The sequence below is a fragment of the Synechococcus sp. W55.1 genome (assembly GCF_047461655.1).
GTDB lineage: Bacteria > Cyanobacteriota > Cyanobacteriia > Thermostichales > Thermostichaceae > Thermostichus.
Genome location: NZ_JANSHN010000029.1, coordinates 21,903 through 37,962 on the forward strand (window position 1 = coordinate 21,903; position 16,060 = coordinate 37,962).

20 protein-coding genes and 2 tRNA genes are annotated in these 16,060 nt (G+C 59.2%); 13 read left to right on the forward strand and 9 right to left on the reverse strand.

Annotation, left to right across the window (positions count from 1 at the left end; genetic code table 11):
* The first annotated feature begins 49 nt into the window (after positions 1 to 49).
* From NW816_RS12670 to NW816_RS12680, 3 genes are all read left to right on the forward strand, one after another.
* The gene (locus NW816_RS12670) at positions 50 to 796 is read left to right on the forward strand and encodes a phosphoadenylyl-sulfate reductase (protein ID WP_414409389.1); all 747 of its coding nucleotides are present in this window, start codon (positions 50 to 52) and stop codon (positions 794 to 796) included.
* Between the two features lie 3 nt (positions 797 to 799).
* Positions 800 to 1,114 (forward strand): antibiotic biosynthesis monooxygenase family protein, encoded by a 315-nt coding sequence (locus tag NW816_RS12675; RefSeq protein WP_414409390.1) that lies wholly within the window; start codon positions 800 to 802, stop codon positions 1,112 to 1,114.
* A gap of 116 nt (positions 1,115 to 1,230) precedes the next feature.
* A tRNA-Val gene (locus NW816_RS12680) sits at positions 1,231 to 1,302 on the forward strand.
* Between the two features lie 110 nt (positions 1,303 to 1,412).
* Here NW816_RS12680 and NW816_RS12685 read toward each other — a convergent pair.
* A complete protein-coding gene (locus NW816_RS12685; RefSeq protein WP_414409391.1) occupies positions 1,413 to 2,354 on the reverse strand; it encodes a phosphoribulokinase in 942 nt (313 codons plus the stop codon).
* A 507-nt stretch (positions 2,355 to 2,861) separates the two neighbouring features.
* Here NW816_RS12685 and NW816_RS12690 point away from each other — a divergent pair.
* Positions 2,862 to 3,629 (forward strand): PspA/IM30 family protein, encoded by a 768-nt coding sequence (locus NW816_RS12690; RefSeq protein WP_414409392.1) that lies wholly within the window; start codon positions 2,862 to 2,864, stop codon positions 3,627 to 3,629.
* A gap of 249 nt (positions 3,630 to 3,878) precedes the next feature.
* Entirely contained in the window at positions 3,879 to 4,343 is a 465-nt protein-coding gene (locus NW816_RS12695) for a pentapeptide repeat-containing protein (protein ID WP_011432098.1), read from the forward strand.
* A gap of 12 nt (positions 4,344 to 4,355) precedes the next feature.
* Here the strand turns inward: NW816_RS12695 and cysQ are convergent, their stop codons facing one another.
* From cysQ to rpsP, 5 genes are all read right to left on the reverse strand, one after another.
* Entirely contained in the window at positions 4,356 to 5,183 is an 828-nt protein-coding gene (gene cysQ / locus NW816_RS12700; RefSeq protein ID WP_414358359.1) for a 3'(2'),5'-bisphosphate nucleotidase CysQ, read from the reverse strand.
* Positions 5,184 to 5,199: 16 nt separating this feature from the next.
* On the reverse strand, positions 5,200 to 5,961 hold the full coding sequence (gene hisF, locus NW816_RS12705) for an imidazole glycerol phosphate synthase subunit HisF (RefSeq protein ID WP_414409393.1): 762 nt from the start codon (positions 5,959 to 5,961) through the stop codon (positions 5,200 to 5,202).
* Positions 5,962 to 6,022: 61 nt separating this feature from the next.
* Complete coding sequence (locus NW816_RS12710; protein WP_414350343.1) at positions 6,023 to 7,126, reverse strand: ArsA family ATPase; 1,104 nt, start codon at positions 7,124 to 7,126, stop codon at positions 6,023 to 6,025.
* A complete protein-coding gene (locus NW816_RS12715; protein WP_414375315.1) occupies positions 7,123 to 7,383 on the reverse strand; it encodes a KH domain-containing protein in 261 nt (86 codons plus the stop codon). Before NW816_RS12715 ends, NW816_RS12710 begins: the two co-directional genes overlap by 4 nt.
* Before the next feature lie 64 nt (positions 7,384 to 7,447).
* Positions 7,448 to 7,924 carry a 30S ribosomal protein S16 gene (gene rpsP, locus NW816_RS12720; RefSeq protein WP_414409394.1) on the reverse strand — a complete coding sequence of 159 codons (477 nt, stop codon included), beginning with the start codon at positions 7,922 to 7,924 and terminating at the stop codon, positions 7,448 to 7,450.
* Positions 7,925 to 8,186: 262 nt separating this feature from the next.
* Here rpsP and NW816_RS12725 point away from each other — a divergent pair, with 262 nt between their 5' ends.
* Entirely contained in the window at positions 8,187 to 8,633 is a 447-nt protein-coding gene (locus tag NW816_RS12725; RefSeq protein WP_414350341.1) for a TerB family tellurite resistance protein, read from the forward strand.
* Between the two features lie 122 nt (positions 8,634 to 8,755).
* Here the strand turns inward: NW816_RS12725 and NW816_RS12730 are convergent, their stop codons facing one another.
* Positions 8,756 to 9,151 carry a metal-sensing transcriptional repressor gene (locus NW816_RS12730; RefSeq protein ID WP_414383716.1) on the reverse strand — a complete coding sequence of 132 codons (396 nt, stop codon included), beginning with the start codon at positions 9,149 to 9,151 and terminating at the stop codon, positions 8,756 to 8,758.
* Positions 9,152 to 9,265: 114 nt separating this feature from the next.
* Between NW816_RS12730 and sds the strand changes: the two genes are divergently transcribed.
* Positions 9,266 to 10,237: a solanesyl diphosphate synthase gene (gene sds / locus NW816_RS12735; RefSeq protein WP_414409395.1), complete on the forward strand. Its 972-nt coding sequence runs from the start codon at positions 9,266 to 9,268 to the stop codon at positions 10,235 to 10,237.
* A 28-nt stretch (positions 10,238 to 10,265) separates the two neighbouring features.
* On the opposite strand, the gene lepB is transcribed toward sds, so the two are convergent.
* On the reverse strand, positions 10,266 to 10,952 hold the full coding sequence (lepB, locus tag NW816_RS12740) for a signal peptidase I (protein ID WP_414409396.1): 687 nt from the start codon (positions 10,950 to 10,952) through the stop codon (positions 10,266 to 10,268).
* Between the two features lie 161 nt (positions 10,953 to 11,113).
* Here lepB and NW816_RS12745 point away from each other — a divergent pair, with 161 nt between their 5' ends.
* Complete coding sequence (locus NW816_RS12745) at positions 11,114 to 11,470, forward strand: YbgF trimerization domain-containing protein (RefSeq protein ID WP_414409397.1); 357 nt, start codon at positions 11,114 to 11,116, stop codon at positions 11,468 to 11,470.
* Positions 11,471 to 11,501: 31 nt separating this feature from the next.
* Here the strand turns inward: NW816_RS12745 and NW816_RS12750 are convergent, their stop codons facing one another.
* Positions 11,502 to 12,569 (reverse strand): hypothetical protein, encoded by a 1,068-nt coding sequence (locus NW816_RS12750; protein WP_414409398.1) that lies wholly within the window; start codon positions 12,567 to 12,569, stop codon positions 11,502 to 11,504.
* 168 nt (positions 12,570 to 12,737) lie between these two features.
* On the opposite strand from NW816_RS12750, the gene NW816_RS12755 reads away from it, so the two are divergent.
* From NW816_RS12755 to NW816_RS12775, 5 genes are all read left to right on the forward strand, one after another.
* Positions 12,738 to 13,457 (forward strand): pyridoxine 5'-phosphate synthase, encoded by a 720-nt coding sequence (locus NW816_RS12755; RefSeq protein ID WP_414409399.1) that lies wholly within the window; start codon positions 12,738 to 12,740, stop codon positions 13,455 to 13,457.
* A gap of 14 nt (positions 13,458 to 13,471) precedes the next feature.
* Positions 13,472 to 14,104 carry a DUF3318 domain-containing protein gene (locus NW816_RS12760; RefSeq protein WP_011432111.1) on the forward strand — a complete coding sequence of 211 codons (633 nt, stop codon included), beginning with the start codon at positions 13,472 to 13,474 and terminating at the stop codon, positions 14,102 to 14,104.
* A 12-nt stretch (positions 14,105 to 14,116) separates the two neighbouring features.
* Positions 14,117 to 14,950 carry a biotin--[acetyl-CoA-carboxylase] ligase gene (locus NW816_RS12765; protein WP_414409400.1) on the forward strand — a complete coding sequence of 278 codons (834 nt, stop codon included), beginning with the start codon at positions 14,117 to 14,119 and terminating at the stop codon, positions 14,948 to 14,950.
* Between the two features lie 56 nt (positions 14,951 to 15,006).
* On the forward strand, positions 15,007 to 15,897 hold the full coding sequence (locus tag NW816_RS12770) for a M23 family metallopeptidase (RefSeq protein WP_414409401.1): 891 nt from the start codon (positions 15,007 to 15,009) through the stop codon (positions 15,895 to 15,897).
* A gap of 83 nt (positions 15,898 to 15,980) precedes the next feature.
* Positions 15,981 to 16,060, forward strand: a tRNA-Leu gene (locus NW816_RS12775).

Genomic DNA, 16,060 nt, shown 5'->3' on the forward strand with positions numbered 1-16,060 from the left:
AGTGTAGATTAAAAAAAGCAAAAATCGTCGAGTTCGGTGTCTTCCCCCTATGACAGCAAGCCTTTCTCCTTCTAGCCGCTGGGAGCTGGCGGCTCAAGCGCTGCAGGCGCAGTATCAGCCGCAAGTGGTATCTCTGAGCGAACGGTTTGAGCCTTTGTCGGCGAGCGACCTGCTTGCCTGGGCGGTTGAAGAATTTGGAGATGGGCTGGTGCTGGCCTGTAGCTTTGGCCCGGAAGACCTAGTGCTGATCGATCTGCTCACGGCGATTAACCCCCGTGTTCGCGCTTTTTTTCTGGACACCGATTTTCACTTCCCGGAAACCCTACAACTGCGGGAGCAGGTGTTGGCGCGCTACCCCCACTTGCAACTGCAGATCTTCAAGCCCTTGCTTACCCCGGAAGAGCAGGCAGCTCAATACGGGCCAGAACTGTATCGCTCTAACCCCGACCTCTGCTGCAACATCCGCAAGGTGGAGCCCTTGAATCGTGCCCTGGCCGGTTGCACCACTTGGATCACAGGGATGCGTCGGGAACAATCCCCCACCCGCGCCGATATTGGCAAGGTACAGTGGGATGGCAAGCGCAACCGCCTCAAGCTCAACCCGCTTGCCGACTGGACAACCGGCCAAGTTTGGCAATACCTCCTCGCCCACGGGATCCCCTACAATCCCCTGCACGATCGCCACTACCCCAGCATCGGCTGCATCCACTGCACTGCACCTGTTGAGCCAGGGGCGGATCCCCGCTCTGGACGCTGGAAGGGCACAAGCAAGACCGAATGTGGCCTCCACACCTAACCCATGACTGCTTCCCCTGTTCTCGAGGTGGCTCGGTTTGAAATTACCCCCAGCTCTGAAGCTGCCTTTGAAGCCGCCATCGCTCAGGCTTTCATTTATTTGCAACAGACCGACGGCTACCAAGGACACCAACTGCAGCGCTGTCTGGAGCACCCTCAGCAATACCTGCTGCTCGTTCAGTGGGGATCCCTAGAGGCCCATCTGGTCAACTTCCGCCAATCGGAAAACTTTGTCCGGTGGCGCGCCCTCATCGAACCCTACTTTGCTCGGCCACCCCAGGTGCTGCACTACCAGTTGCTGACGGGATCCCCTTTTTGATTTGAAATAGGGCACCCGTCCACTCTCCACCCAGGCTAATCCCAATGGGACGGGTTCAAAATGTGATATTATCGATTTCCGACCTTCAGGTAGATGCGCGGCAGCATCGCTCATAGGGGCTGTTAACTCAGTGGTAGAGTACCACCTTGACACGGTGGGAGCCGCTGGTTCAATTCCAGCACAGCCCATGTCCTTGACAGAAGCTCACAAGACTCTGCTCTGGGAGCGGGTTACCGTGCTGGGCCGAGCCTTACCCTGCAGGTCTTGCGAAACTGGGGATCCCTCACCGCCACGGATTCTACTGGTAGATATGGGCCGCTTTTAACATGTGGTAGGTGATCAGCAACTGAGTCAAAGCCAGGGGACAGCTCTGGAGCAGCTCGCCGGTGGTGCCGATCAACTGGCCGATGTTGGGGTTTCCCTCTAAGCTACAGAACTTGCCCAGGTAAGGGATTTCGTTGCAGAGCATCCGCTCCAATTCGATCACTTGGCTGGCCGTAGCATGGGCATCAATCTGCAAAACATCGACGGGCTTGCCCATATCCCGATCCAAATCCAAACGAATGGCAGAGCTGAGGTGACTGTCGCGGGCATTGAGGATTTGCCAAAAATCTGGGTGAGGAATGGTGGGGCGCAGCACCAGGCGCGCATTCAGCAATACCTCGTCTTGGTTGGATCCCTCTTGGGGCGGGTAAAAGGTGACCACCACATCGGCCCATTGGCGCTGTGGACGAATAAAAGTTTCTGAATCGGGTTCGCGCTTTTTTAGCTCTTCTCGAACTTGCTCTTCTGTGTATCCGCGCTTGCGGGTGTCCCGCTTAATCTTCCAAAGGGCGCGTAGATGTTCGGGAGGGGCCAAATAAACCTTGACATCGTAGCTATCCCGCATGCCACGGGTAAAGTAGCCCAGCAGCCCTTCGACGATGACATATTTGTTGGGCTTGACGTACTCTGGAGGGTCAAAGGTGCCGGTGCTGTGGTTGTAGACGGGCTTTAGGATCGGCTGGCCGGTGCGCAGGAGCGTCAGGTGCTGCTGAACGATATCCAGGTAGTTGCAGTCGGGATGAAGGGCTGTAATCCCCAGTTCAGCGCGTTGCTTGCGGTCGTAGCGGTGGTAGTCGTCGGTGCAAATGACAGTAACGTTTTCTTCCCCCAAGACTTGGGCAATGCCGCGGGTAAGGGTGGTCTTCCCAGCAGCACTATCGCCAACAATACCCAGAATAATCGGGCGCTGAGCCACGGATCCCTCTCCTGAATCGTGAACCTGGGGCAGAGAACTCGGACAACACCAACTGCTCAAACTTCGCTTTGACCTACAGCCGCGAGCCAGAAACAGGGAGAGTGCTACGCACCGCTAGCACCAGCACCGCTCGGCCAACGAAGGTAAGCAAACATTATCCGCTCTGTGAGATGTTGGGGCAAGCGAATGTTACAGTTCTTTCCAGCCATACCCACTCCAAGCCGGGGTAGGTATGCCCTTTGCCTGACAGGGATCCGCACCCAACTCCAGAAATCCCTACCGCAAGACTTAAAGATTGAATGCCCACAGCACCCCGACGTAAGGCCAGAGCGCTCTCACTCCATTGGCTAGGAACCCGGTTGCACCGGCATTGTAGAGCAACATGTTGAACTCATCCACAGGCAACTCGCAAATTGCCCTGGATCCCTATACTGGAGTAGAAGCACTGGAAGGCATCAAAGCAGCAAGGGTAGCATTAGGTCAGACCGCTAGAGGGGGAAGCAACCGATGGGATTGTTCGATCGGGTCAGCCGAATCATTAGATCCAATATCAATGCGCTGGTCAGCAGCGCCGAGGATCCGGAGAAAATCCTGAACCAGACCATTCAGGACATGTCTGAGGATCACTACCAGATGCGGCAAGCGGTTGCCCAGGCCATTGCTGCCCAGAAGCGGATAGAGCGGCAGTATGAGCAAGCACAGCAGAGTGTTGATGAGTGGCAAAGACGCGCCGAGTTGGCCCTGCGCAACAACAACGAAGCTTTGGCTCGGGAAGCGCTGGTGCGCAAGAAAACCTTTGCCGAGACTGCCCAAAGCCTGAAGCGGCAGTTGGATGAGCAGACTAAGCAGGTGGAGATCCTGAAGTCCAACATGACCAAGCTGGAGAGCAAGATCGCTGAGGCCAAGACCAAAAAAGACATGCTCATCGCCCGGGCCCGCGCGGCCAAAGCTTCTCAACAAATCAACCAGGTCATCGGGCGGGTGGACGCCACAAGCGCCTTTGCCGCTTTTGAGCGCATGGAGGAGAAGGTGAACTCCCTGGAGGCCCAGTCGGCGGCAGTAGCCGAGCTGGCGGTAGACAATTTGGAAAACCAGTTTGCCGCTTTGGAGGCGGGTGGCTCGGATGTAGATCACGAGCTGCTGATGCTCAAGGCGTCGATCCAGGGTCAGTTGCCCTCTGGAGGGTCAAAGTCCTCAGGCCAACCTTCCACCGCAGGTGAGAGCGAAGTCGATCTGGAGTTGGAAAATTTGCGCAAGGAGATTGACCAGCTCTAACAGGCGGAATGTCGCTCTCCTCCGACTCTCAAGGCTTGCCGGGCTGAGTTTGGGCCGGGGGGTGGTAAGCTAACCAACAAGGACTCTGGCAGCCCTTCTGCCGGCCAGCAGGGCTGGCTTTGTCGGCAAAGCGTTCTACCTCAAGTGGCAGGGATCCCCAGAGGGTAATCAACCTGCGAAAGGGTCACAGCCTGCTTCCGGCAGGGCTGAGGTTAGTTTGCCTACGGTTTTGTGAGAGAACAAACAGCGATGACAACAGCAAGTATCAAGCCTCTCTTGGATGCCAAGCAACTGTTGCAGGCTTATGCGTCTGGCCAACGGGATTTTTCGGGCTCCAACCTGAGTGGAGCGCAGTTGAGTGGCGCGAATTTGAAGGGCATTATCCTACGGGATGCCGACTTGAGTGGGGCAGATTTGCGCGAGGCGGATTTGTCGGGAGCAGATCTCTCGGGAGCCGACCTGCGCGGAGCCAAGCTGCGACGGGTGAACCTGATTGGGGCTAAGTTGGTGAAGGCAGATTTGCGGGGGGCCAACCTCTACCGGGCCAAATTGCTCAGGGCCGACCTCAGCGAAGCCGAGCTGAACCGAGCCGATCTGCGGATTGGGGCCGATCTGCGCGGAGCCATCATCACCAACACCCATTTCCGCGGTGCCCTTTACGACGAGTACACCAAGTTCCCGGATGGCTTTAACCCCACAGAGATGGGCATGTAGCCGGGGCTTCGCTCAGGGGATCAGGTTCTGCCACAGTTGGGCCATGCCTTCGGCAGCCGCCACAAAGGATGGATTGTGCAGGTCGGGCTTGTTGTAGCGCAAGGGATCCCCTGCCAGATCGGTAACCCTTCCCCCCGCCTGCTCCACAATGCACTGGGCAGCGGCAGTATCCCACTCCATGGTGGGGCCGAAGCGAGGGTAGAGATGGGCAGATCCTTCGGCCACAAGGCAAAGCTTTAGGGCACTGCCCACAGACTTCACTTCCAGAGAGCCACAGCGCTGCCGCAGCCGCTCGAGGAACTGCTCCGTCTCCGGGTTGCTGTGGGAACGGCTGGCCACCACTTGTAGGGGTTCTTGGGCGTAAGGGCAGGTGCGGATGGGCTGTTCGTGAACGCAGGACGGAGTCCTTTCCCTCTTGCAGGCCCCCAGCTTTTGCGCAGCCGCGTAGGTGAGGCCCAGAGCTGGGGCATGGACGACCCCCAGGATGGGGATCCCTTCCTCGATGAGAGCAATATTCACCGTAAACTGGCCGTTGCGCCCGATAAACTCTCGGGTGCCATCCAAGGGATCCACCAGCCAAAACCGCTCCCACTGTTGCCGCTCTGGGTAAGGGATCCCGCCCGATTCTTCCGAGAGCACCGGGATCCCTGGGGTCAGGTCTTGCAAGCCTTGCAGGATCAGGTGGTGGGAGGCCAGATCCGCCTCTGTAAGGGGAGAGGCATCCGCCTTGGCCCTTACCTGAAGCTGCTCCTGTCTGTAGATGGGCAAAATAGCCTGTCCTGCCGCCTCCGCCAGCCGACTTACCTTGGGCAAGAGAGCGGCCAGATCCTGAGCTTGCATAGGATCCCTCGCAGAGTTAGCAACGCACCGGAATGCCGTGGGCGGCCAAGTCGGCTTTGATTTGGGCAATCGTTAACTGGCCGTAGTGCAACAGAGAAGCCAACAGCGCTGCTTCTGCTCCCGCTTCCTGCAGAGCCTGGCGGATGTGGGCACACGCTCCTGCACCCCCAGAGGCGATCACCGGCACCGACACCGCCTCGGCCACCCGCCGGGTTAGCTCGAGGTCATAGCCTGCTTGAGTGCCATCGGCGTCCATGCTGGTGAGCAAGATCTCCCCTGCCCCCCGTTCGGCCACGGTTTTGGCCCACTCCACCGCGTCTAGCCCCGTCGGCTGCCTCCCCCCGCGCACGTACACTTCCCATCCCCCTCCCTGCGGTTTGGCGCGAGCGTCGATGGCCACCACAATGCACTGGGATCCAAACCAGCGGCTGGCTTGAGTCACCAAATCCGGATCCCTGACCGCCGCCGAATTGAGGCTGACCTTGTCTGCCCCGGCCCGCAGCAGTTGCCGGATCCCCTCCAGATCGCGGATCCCTCCTCCCACCGTGAGGGGAATGAACACCTGCTCTGCGGTGCGCCGCACCACTTCCAACAAAATCTCCCGCTCTTCGTGGGTGGCGGTGATGTCCAAAAAGACCAGCTCATCGGCCCCCGCCTGATCATAAGCCTGGGCCAGCTCCACCGGATCCCCGGCATCCCGCAAGTGCACAAACTGGATCCCTTTCACCACGCGCCCCGCCGCCACATCCAGACAGGGAATGATCCGTTTGGCCAACATCGCTCTCTCCCGAGGACTCCATCCCGTTGACGCGAACAGAGGGGAACACCTGGGGATGGTCTTAGCCGAAGCTGATGACCAGGAAGGGTTCTTGAAACTTGGCCCCGGTCACCTGCCGACCCGCCAAGCTGGGGGGCAAGAACAAGTTGCGCCGCTGATCCCCGGCGGTGATGGTCAGCTCCGGGCCCGACTGGCTCAGCTCGATTTGCGCCTTGCTGAAGCCGGGAATAAACAGCTTGACTGTACGGGATCCCTCGTCGATGGCCACGGGCGGCGGCACATCCGGCACGGCGAACATCCCTCCTACTGCCGCTTCCAAAGCCGACCAATCGGATCCCTGACGCAGGGGGAGTGTCCGTACTGTCAGCGGGAAAAAATCGGCAGCCGAGACCTCCCCCGGAGCCAGAGGGGTGACCCAGAGGCCACCCACCGTCAGCCCTACCATCTGAGCGCTCCCCCAAAGGTAACGGGCGGTTTGCACGGCCATCGGGTCTGGGGTGGTCACCAGGTGGGCCAGCACACGGCGCGGATCGGCAATGGCCTGTCGTCCCTGCTCCAAGAGGTTAGTCATGCCCCCCAACCGCTCCGGCAGATCCTCCAGAGAGGAAAACTCCACAGTGCTCACCGAACGCAGCAACGGCTCGGCAAAGGGTCGCAGGGTTTTGGCCAAGTCGGATCCCAAAAAAGCCTTGGAAGCCCGCCGCCAGTACCAACTGGCCACCTCCGGGATCCCAAAAGCTCGCAAGGTGGTCAGATCCCCCGGCCCGTCGTAGAGAATGCAGTCGTATTGGCCGCTGGCATCGTAACGGCGCAGAGCTTCCAGGGCCAGGGCCTGATCCATACCCGGCAACACCCCCAATTCCTGGCCGTAGATCTCCCGGAAAAAGGGAGTGCGCACGTATCGGGCTTCCAGCTCTTTGGCTGCCGTCCAGTTTTGCTCCAAAAGTTGGGTTGTCCGCAACTGCACCACGCTCAAGTTGGCAGCAATGGTCACCGGCTCGCCGGAAAGCGGGATCCCGCCCAAGAGCATTTCCAACCCCGGCCCCGCCTGATGGCCCACCAACAGCACCCGCCGCCCCTGTTGGGCTGCCGCGCGAGCCGCCGCCACGGCCAAGGTGCTCCGACCTGTGCCCCCCTTGCCCAGAAAGGTGAGAATTTGGCTCATTCCCGCTCTCCCGCTTCTCCGTAGATGTCGATGTACAGAGATTGGCCCGCCAACTGAGCTGCAGCCATCATCACCTGTCGAATCGCCTGCAAGGTACGCCCGCCTCGCCCGAACACCCGCCCGCGATCCTTCGGGTCAAAGGCCAGTCGCAGCCAAACCTTTCGCCCGCCACAGGTGGTTTCCACATCCGTTTGAAGAGAGGCGCTGCTGAGCAACGGTTCGATCAAAAGATGGGCGAGAGCCTTGTAGTCTGGCATAGAGAGCTAGACGACAGGAGGGAACAACTGGCCAAGCCAAGCTTAGCCGAAAGCGCAGCCGACCCTAGGTCTCAACCGCTTCCTCAACCTGAGGCTTTTCAACTTCAGCTTCCGGAGGGCTTAATTCTGCTGCTGTCTCGGTGGCAGCTTCGCTCAATTCCGATTCGGGAACATCGGCGACTTCAGCTTCGGCCACGGACTCTGTTGCAGCAGTCTCTTCTGCCGCCTCAGGGATCCCAGCTTCAGGCTTGGCCATGGCCGGGATGCGAATCGAGGCAACCACTCCGCCTTCCCCTGCTTTCAACATCTCGTAGATGCCGGCCTTTTTGAGGAGACTGTCCACGGTCTCTGTGGGCTGAGCGCCACAACGCAACCACTTCAGCAAGCCTGCCGTTTGCAAAACCGTCTCCTTGGTGCGCGGGTTATAGTAACCCAGTTCCTCTAGCGGACGGGCTTCACGGCGGCTTTTACTTTCAATGGCGATGATGCGATAGCTGGGTTGCCGCTTTTTTCCGTAGCGCTTGAGCCGCAATTTGACCATGGGGTATCCACTCCTTGGGGGACGCTCCGCAAGCTGTAAAGATCCAAAAAATCCAAAAAAGAGTTCGCCTAGACCCGCCAAGCCTGCTGAAGCTCCAGAGCCTCGCTCCGAGCCTTTGGCGTTTGGCCGGTAGACACAGGCTTTTTATTTTAAGCGATTTTCTGCTTGACTGGAACTTGACTGGAAAATGTCCGACCCCGGTTTGGAAGGCAACCTTCATGGCAGAGTTGAAGAGAAAACCCTACATTCAGCAGCAACTCCCATGATCAACTACGCCGATTTGACAGACGAGCAGCGCCAGCTCTACCTCAAGGCCCTGATTGCGGTGGCCCGAGTAGATGGCCAGTTGGACGAAGAAGAAACCTCTTTCTTCATGCAAATCGCAGAAGGGGTAGGCATCGAAGCGCCACTGGCCCAAACCTATCTGGCCGATGAAGCAGGCGCACCTTTGGATATCAGCGGGATCCCGCCCATGCGCAATGCGGCAGGGGCCTTGATCCTGCGGGATTTGGCAGCAATGGCGGTGGTGAATAGCCAGCTGGTGGAAAAAGAAGAGGAGCTAATTTTCGAGATCGGCAAAGCCATGCAGTTCAGCGCTGAGGAGATCAACGAGTTTATCGACTGGGCCTTCATGGGACTGCAGTGGCAACTCAAAAGCGCATCTCTGCTGGAGCGCTATACCCAGCCCTCCCCCCAACCTTCTGAATGACCTGGGGTACTAGATAGCATCACAACGGCCAGCCCCCGCTGCAGATATTGACAGCCCAGTTTGGCGTTCCCCTGAGCCAAGCAAGGGGAGACTTTCATCAAGTTAAATCTGGCCATCGAGACTTAGCTGATAAAGCGATCCAGAGCCCGCTGCAACTCCTCCAGCTCCACTTCGATATTGCCGGTCTCGATGGCATGGCGGATGCAGTGGCGAATGTGATCGTCCAAAATCAGCCGCGCCACCCGATCCAGCGCTCCCTTGACGGCGGCAATTTGCAGCAGCACATCTGGACAGGGCTGATCCTGCTCGATCATGGAGCGGATCCCACGCACATGCCCTTCGATGCGAGCCAAGCGGTTGGTCAACTTGCGCCGAGACTGGGGATCATGATGGTGAGGCTGGGCCCGCCCAGGCAGCGGCGGCTTTTCCAGCGCCAGCTCCCACTCCTCCTCCCAATCGGGTTCTGAAGGGAGCGGTGGAACGGAATGAGATCGAAGTGGGGGGACGGGATCCGACATAAAAAGGGCAAAAGACTGCTTGCATGATACTGCCTGGTTTTCCCCGGGAACGATGGGGTACTCTACAATAGGAAAAGATGTGAAATTTTGTAAAACCTCTCATACTTTGGCTCCATGACCTCTGTGCTCTCCCCCTTTGGCCCTGTAGAAGCGGATCTGGAGCGTTTACGCCAGAACCTGACGCGGTTGGTGAGTGCCAAGCACCCCATTCTGGCCATGGCTGCCGAACATCTGTTTTCGGCGGGGGGGAAAGGGATCCGGCCAGCCATCGTGCTCCTCATTGCCCGTGCCACCACCCCAGATGGAGAGATCACTCCCCGTCATTGGCGCTTGGCAGAGATCACCGAGATGATCCACACGGCCAGCCTGGTTCACGACGATGTGATTGATGCTGCCGATGTGCGACGGGGCATCGATACGGTGAACACCCTCTTCGACAATCGGATAGCCGTGCTGGCGGGGGATTACCTTTTCGGTCAAGCTGCCTGGTATTTGGCCAATCTGGACAACCTGGAGGTAGTGAAGCTCCTTTCCAAGGTCATCATGGACTTGCCAGAAGGGGAGGTGCGCCAGAGCCTCACCCGCTTCGACCCCGATGTGTCGATGGAAGACTACCTGGCCAAGAGCTTCTACAAAACAGCCTCCCTCATATCCGGCAGTTCCAAGGCTGCTGGCCTGCTGAGCGGGGTTAGCGAGGAAGTGGCGGATCGCCTGTTCGATTTTGGGCGGGATTTGGGCATTGCTTTTCAGATCGTCGATGATCTGCTGGATTTCACTGCCTCGGCGGAGATGCTCGGTAAGCCTGTGGGATCCGACCTCATCCAGGGCAACCTCACTGCACCTGTTCTGTTTGCCCTAGAGGAATTTCCCCAGATGCGAGAGCTCATTCTCAGGGAACTGTCCAACCCGCAAGATCTGAAGCAGGCCCTAGAGTGGGTGTATCAAAGCGAAGGGATCCCACGCTCTCGTCAGTTGGCCCGCGACTATGCCCAGCGGGCTGCCGAAGCGCTGTATAGCCTGCCGGACTCTGCGGCGCGTCGTGCTTTGTTTCAGATGGTGGACTATGTGCTGGAGCGGCTGCACTGAGCAGTCCCGACAGGGTCAAGCTGGCTTTCTACCGGGCTGTGTTGCCCAACACTTGGGCCTCTGGAAGAAGCTCAGGATATTCTGGCGGGGCGAAAAAGTGTAGGCGATTTGGGGGCCAAAAGCGAAAAATGGTGTTGCCGATGATGTTTTCTTCCGGCAAGAAACCCCACACATGGGAGTCTTGGCTATCGTTGCGGTTATCCCCCATCACAAAATAGGAGCGGGGAGGAACCACGAATTCGGATCCCTGATTGGGAACTCCAGGACAGCGCTCGCCAGGGCAAGAATAGTCGGGAGGGGCATAGATGTAGTCTTCCCGCAGCGGGATCCCGTTGATGATGACCTCACCGTTGGCGATGCGAATGCGATCCCCCGGCAGGCCGATCACCCGCTTGATGTAGGCCCCGTCAAAGTTCAGCTTGGCGGGGGGGTTGAAAACAATGATGTCACCTCGTCTGGGCGAACCAAAGCGGTAGCTGACCTTTTCCACCACCAGCCGATCCCCTTCTTCCAGAGTGGGCAGCATCGAATCAGATGGGATCCAACGCGCCTCCGCCACAAAGGTGCGAATGCCGAAGGCCAGCAACAGTGCCAGCACCACCGTCAGAAGGTTTTCCCGTTGCGCCTGCCACCAGCTGCGGGATCCCGAGCTGGCAGGGGTTGCCCCCGATGGCGACTGGGGCTTGGGCAGAGAAGTTGGATCTTTTGACGGCATGGAAGCTAACGGACAAGACTTCACGATCTCAAGATTATCGCACCCCATCCAGGCCAGCAGAATGGGATGCCCTCCCGTTCAACCCCTGCCGGAGAGACGAACAGTCGGCAATAGCATAGGATGGGTATCCTGGTGTACCGTACTCGCGACTGTCAGCCTCCATGACGATTTCAACGGAAGAGCGCCTAGAGCGGGTCGAGCGCCTGGTCGAGGCCAACAGCCAAGCGATAGCTCGCCTCACCCAACAACAAGAGGAAGTTTTGAGGCGGCTCGATCGGCTCTCAGAGGATAGCGAAAAGCTCTCGGGCGATGTCGAAAAGCTTGCCAGTGATGTCGAAAAGCTCTCAGAGCGGGTTGAAAAGCTCTCCAGTGATGTCGAAAAGCTCGCTTTTAAGTTCGACACCTCACAAACCATTGGGGAACGGTTAGAACGTCTGGCCACCAGCCTGATTGCCGGTGCCACCATCAGCATCATTGCCGGAGTGATTTTGGTGCTGCTGCGGGAGGGATCCCGTTGAAGGGATTTTGCTCGGGGCTGGTTTTAGGGGATCAACTGCCGGAATTGAGTTTTTCCCAGTCCCGCTGGTGGATGGCGATCATCTGGGCTTGGGCTTGAATAGCTGCCAACACCTCCGTCATCAGGGGCCAGTCGCTCCGCGGCGGACTGGGGTACTGCTTAAGCTTGTCAACTGTGTTGCTGAGAGCACTTTGCAATTGTTGCAGCAGTTGATAGGTCTGTTGGGCCAAAGCTAGGGTCTCAGAGACGCGGAGGTTATTCTGGCCTTGTTGATATTTCTGGAGAGCTTCCCCTCGCAGGATGCTCAAGATGGCCCCTTCTCTAGAGGCGGCAGTCTGGCCACTTTTGGAGCGCTGCGGTATGATGCGCAACTGCAACACCAGTGGCTCCCCCCGGTACATCCGCTCCACCTCTGCCTGCTGCGGCTCCCCGATCAACTCCGGATCCAGCGCCATCATCCGCTTCATGGCGGTGATCAACTTCGCTCGTATGGACTCGGAGAGATCTTTGAACAGATCCCGCAAAATCCCCTGCTGGCGGTAGCGCACTCGACAAGAAGGCCCCTCTTGAGGTTCCACGAAAATTTGCTCGGCTTTCTCATCCAAAGCCCGCCGCAGCATCGAGTTGAGCAACTGCTGTACCGTCTCTTCCGATTCGTCGGCGGGTACGGGCGGAGCGGTTGGTCGGGCGGACGGAGGCTGGGTTGGAGTCAACTGCGTGGGGGGCCCCGCCGCAGGAGCAGGAACCTCCCGAGTCACCCGGTTGGCTTGGGCCTGGAGGCGCAGCCGCTCCACCTCTGCCGGGTCGGGGGGATGGCTGAAGTAGTAGGCAATTAAATCCTGCTGCTGCTGAGCGGTGAGAGGGATTGGCTGGACGGAAATCTGGGAATAGGCCAGCATTTTGCTCACATAGTCCAACGCCGCCAAATCCTGGGGATCCACCATGCCCAAGATGAGGCTGTCGGTATCCAGGGCCAAGGGGACGACTTGGTAGTAAATGCAGATCTCCACCGGCAAGTACTGGGCAATTAAGGCCGGCACCCGCGCCCGGTCAACAATGGAGTGTTGTCCCACCGCCAGAGAGGCATCTGGATCTGTCATGGCAAGCCCGGAGTGGATCCCGCACAGGCGAGACGTCGCTACTCGATCATAGAGTAAAGCCTACACCCTCGCGGCCTGAGGCCCATGGCATCCTGGCTCATCTGACCGGCGTAAATTGAATAATGTAATACTAGGGGTATTCTCCTCTACACCCAAAGCAGTAAAGCCTTGTTAAGTCTTGGAGTTAACATCGACCACATTGCCACCCTTCGACAGGCACGCCGCACGGTGGAGCCAGATCCGGTAGCGGCAGCGGTGATTGCCGAGCTGGCGGGGGCAGATGGCATTACGGTGCACTTGCGCGAGGATCGCCGTCACATTCAAGATCGGGATGTGCGGCTGTTGCGGCAAACTGTGCGCACCCACCTCAACTTAGAGATGGCAGCCACCGAGGAGATGGTGGCGATTGCCCTGGAGATTAAGCCTGACTACGTCACTTTGGTTCCTGAGCGGCGGGAGGAAATCACCACCGAAGGTGGGTTGGATGTGGCGGGGCAGGTGTCGCGCCTCAGGGATGTGGTCGGCCAACTGCAGGGATCCGGCATTCCCGTCAGCTTGTTTATCGACCCGGATCCGACCCAAATTGCCGCTGCTGCCCAAGTGGGAGCCCGCTGGGTGGAGCTCCACACGGGGCGCTATGCAGAAGCCTCATCCGCAGCTCAGCGGCAGGTGGAACTTGACCACCTGGAAAAGGCCAGCCAACAGGCTCTTCAGCTGGGCTTGCGGGTGAATGCGGGACATGGTCTTACCTACTGGAATGTCGGCCCAGTGGCGCGGATCCCTGGCATAGAGGAGCTGAACATCGGCCACAGCATTATCAGTCGAGCGGTGCTGGTGGGGCTGGATCGGGCGGTGCGAGAGATGCGTCAGGCGATGGGACTAAGCTGAGGAGCAGGCCCGGCATGAACTCGGAATACTACGGCTACGAAAACTACGTTCTGGATCAGGCGGAGATTGAGCGCCTGTTGGATCTGCTGCCAGCCAGTATGCGGGAGAGTGTGAAGATCTTGCCCGCCTCGGAACGGCAAACGGTGGTGATCAAAGGCCGTCGGCAAATGCCCTGGGAACGGCAGATGCGGCTGTTCATCAAGCCCTACGAGTGGCGGCAATTTACCCCCCTGCAGCGGGCGGGGCTGTTCCTGCACAAGGTGGGCTACTACAGTCGGGCGGTGTCGCGGCAGATCGACTTTTACCTGGCCATAGCAGCTCTGGGGGGGTTGAGCTTGATCTTCGAGGCCGTACAACAGGATCCCGTGGGAGCAACCGTTTCGGGGGGTTTGAGTGGCTTGGCCCTCTGGCAGTTGCGCCGCGACCAAACCAATGACCGTCGTCTGTTGGCTGCCGACGCCTATGCGGTGGATCGCCTGGTGTTGCGCGGGATCCCGCGGCTGCAGGCGGTGGAGGCCCTAGGGCAGGCGCTGCATGTGGAGGCCCGTCTGGAGGGGCGCTCGGGCAATGATCTGCTGGACATGTTGCGCTACCAAAACCTCAAGCGGCTGGCCCAGCGTCCGGCGGAAGACATTGTGTTGAGCTAATCCCGGGTAGAGATGCTTTCTCCCTCGCGGCTGGGATCCCGAACGGGCCGGTGGGGCCGCTATCTCCTGCAGGTGGCGGTGACCGATTCCACCAATCGGCTGCTCTTGGATTGGGGGCGTCGCTTCCCACAGCCGCTGCCGGTGGGCACAGTTTTGGTCAGCACCCGCCAACGGGCCGGGCAAGGTCAACATGGGCGGGTGTGGCACTCGCAGCCGGGGGGACTATACCTGTCCGTTTGGCTGGGATCCCCGCCCTTGCATCACTCGCTGCTGGAACTGACCCTGGCCTTGGGCTGGGGCATTGCGGGCCGTTTACGGCAAAACCTTGGGATCCCGCTGCGGCTGAAATGGCCCAACGATTTGGTGGTGGTGGACGAGCAGCGCCCGGATTCTCTGCTCAAGCTGGGGGGGATCCTGGTACAAAGCCGCTTTGGGGGGGGCGGGCAACTGCTGGGGTTGGTGGCCGGTGTGGGGGTGAATGTCAACAACCCCGTTCCCGTTGGGGCAATCACCTTAGCCCAAATTTTGGGATCCCCTCTGCACCGCTCACTCGACCGCACCGAGATTGCCGGCTGGGTTCTGCAGGGGATGGAGCAGGGATTCCACGTCTGGTTGCAAGGGGGATTTGCCCCCGTTCGCTCAGAGTACGAAGCCTGGATGGTCAAGCCGCAAGTCCAATGGCTCGAAAGGGGGACTAGCCTCACGATCTTGGGCCTTGCCGAGGATGGAAGGGTGCGAGTACAAACACAAGGGGAGCGACATCTGCAACAGCAGCAATCCATCCGGACGCTTACACCCGACCAAGTTCGCTTGAGCTATCACATGCCGGCGGGCGATAGCCTGTAATTTCTCTTGTGTTTTTTATGTGGCCTGTGTTGAACTCGGTGATGAAGCTTTTGGTTATGGCAGCGCGCCTTTTCTCCCCCCGAGCTCGGCGGCTGCGCTTTTGGCTGAAGCTGGGGCTGGCTCTGCTCTGGTTTTATCCCACTGCTCTGCTGGCCCAAACCCAACCAACCCCTTTGCCCCCGCCGCCCATGGTGGAACCGGCCCTAGACACGCCTGGGGCAGCAGCCCTGCTGCTGGATGGAGCCATTCCCCTGGGAGAGGGCAGCCCTGCGACCCTTGAGGCAGAAACCCGCCCAGAGACGGTAGTAGGCCGCGAGATCGTGATTGAGCCCCAGAAGAACCATGACCGGGTTCCCCATGCTCAGCCTGAAGGTGGGGTGCCGGTGGTGCTGATGGAACGCAGCTCCGGTCGCCGCATCATTCTCGCCCCCGGCCAAGAGATTCGCATCGAGGATCCCAGCCAGCCCCAAGCTCCTGAACCGGGAACGCCGACGTTGCCTGAACTGGCCGTAGGTGAAGAACGACTGCTCTACCCCCTACCTCACCCGGTGCCGATTACTTCTGGATTTGGCATGCGAATTCACCCCATCCGCGGAGAGCCGGAGTTTCATGCTGGAGTGGATTTGGGGGCCAGCATGGGCACGCCGATCTTGGCCTCTTTAAGCGGCAAGGTGGTCACTTCGGGATCCCTGGGGGGTCTAGGGATCACCGTTGTGCTGGAGCATGCCGGCGGTCGGCGCACTCGCTATGGCCACATGTCCGAAGTTGCTGTAACACCGGGGGAAGTGGTAGAGCGGGGATCCGTCATCGGCTATGTGGGGGCGACCGGAGCGGTAACTGGGCCGCACCTCCACTTTGAGCTGTGGAAGCGGGCGGTGGGGCAAGGTTGGGTGGTTCTGGACGCCACAGATGATCTGAAGGTTGCTGTTGCCCAGCTGCCGGGTTAGCCAGAGCCGGCTTGGGTTAGCATAGGTGGGCGGGCTCCAACTGGAATGCTGGCGCAGGTAACCAGTTGGGTCATGCAGGTTTTGCGGACGTGGCGGAACGGCAGACGCGCTAGACTTAGGATCTAGTGCCGCAAGGCGTAAGGGTTCAAGTCCCTTCGTCCGC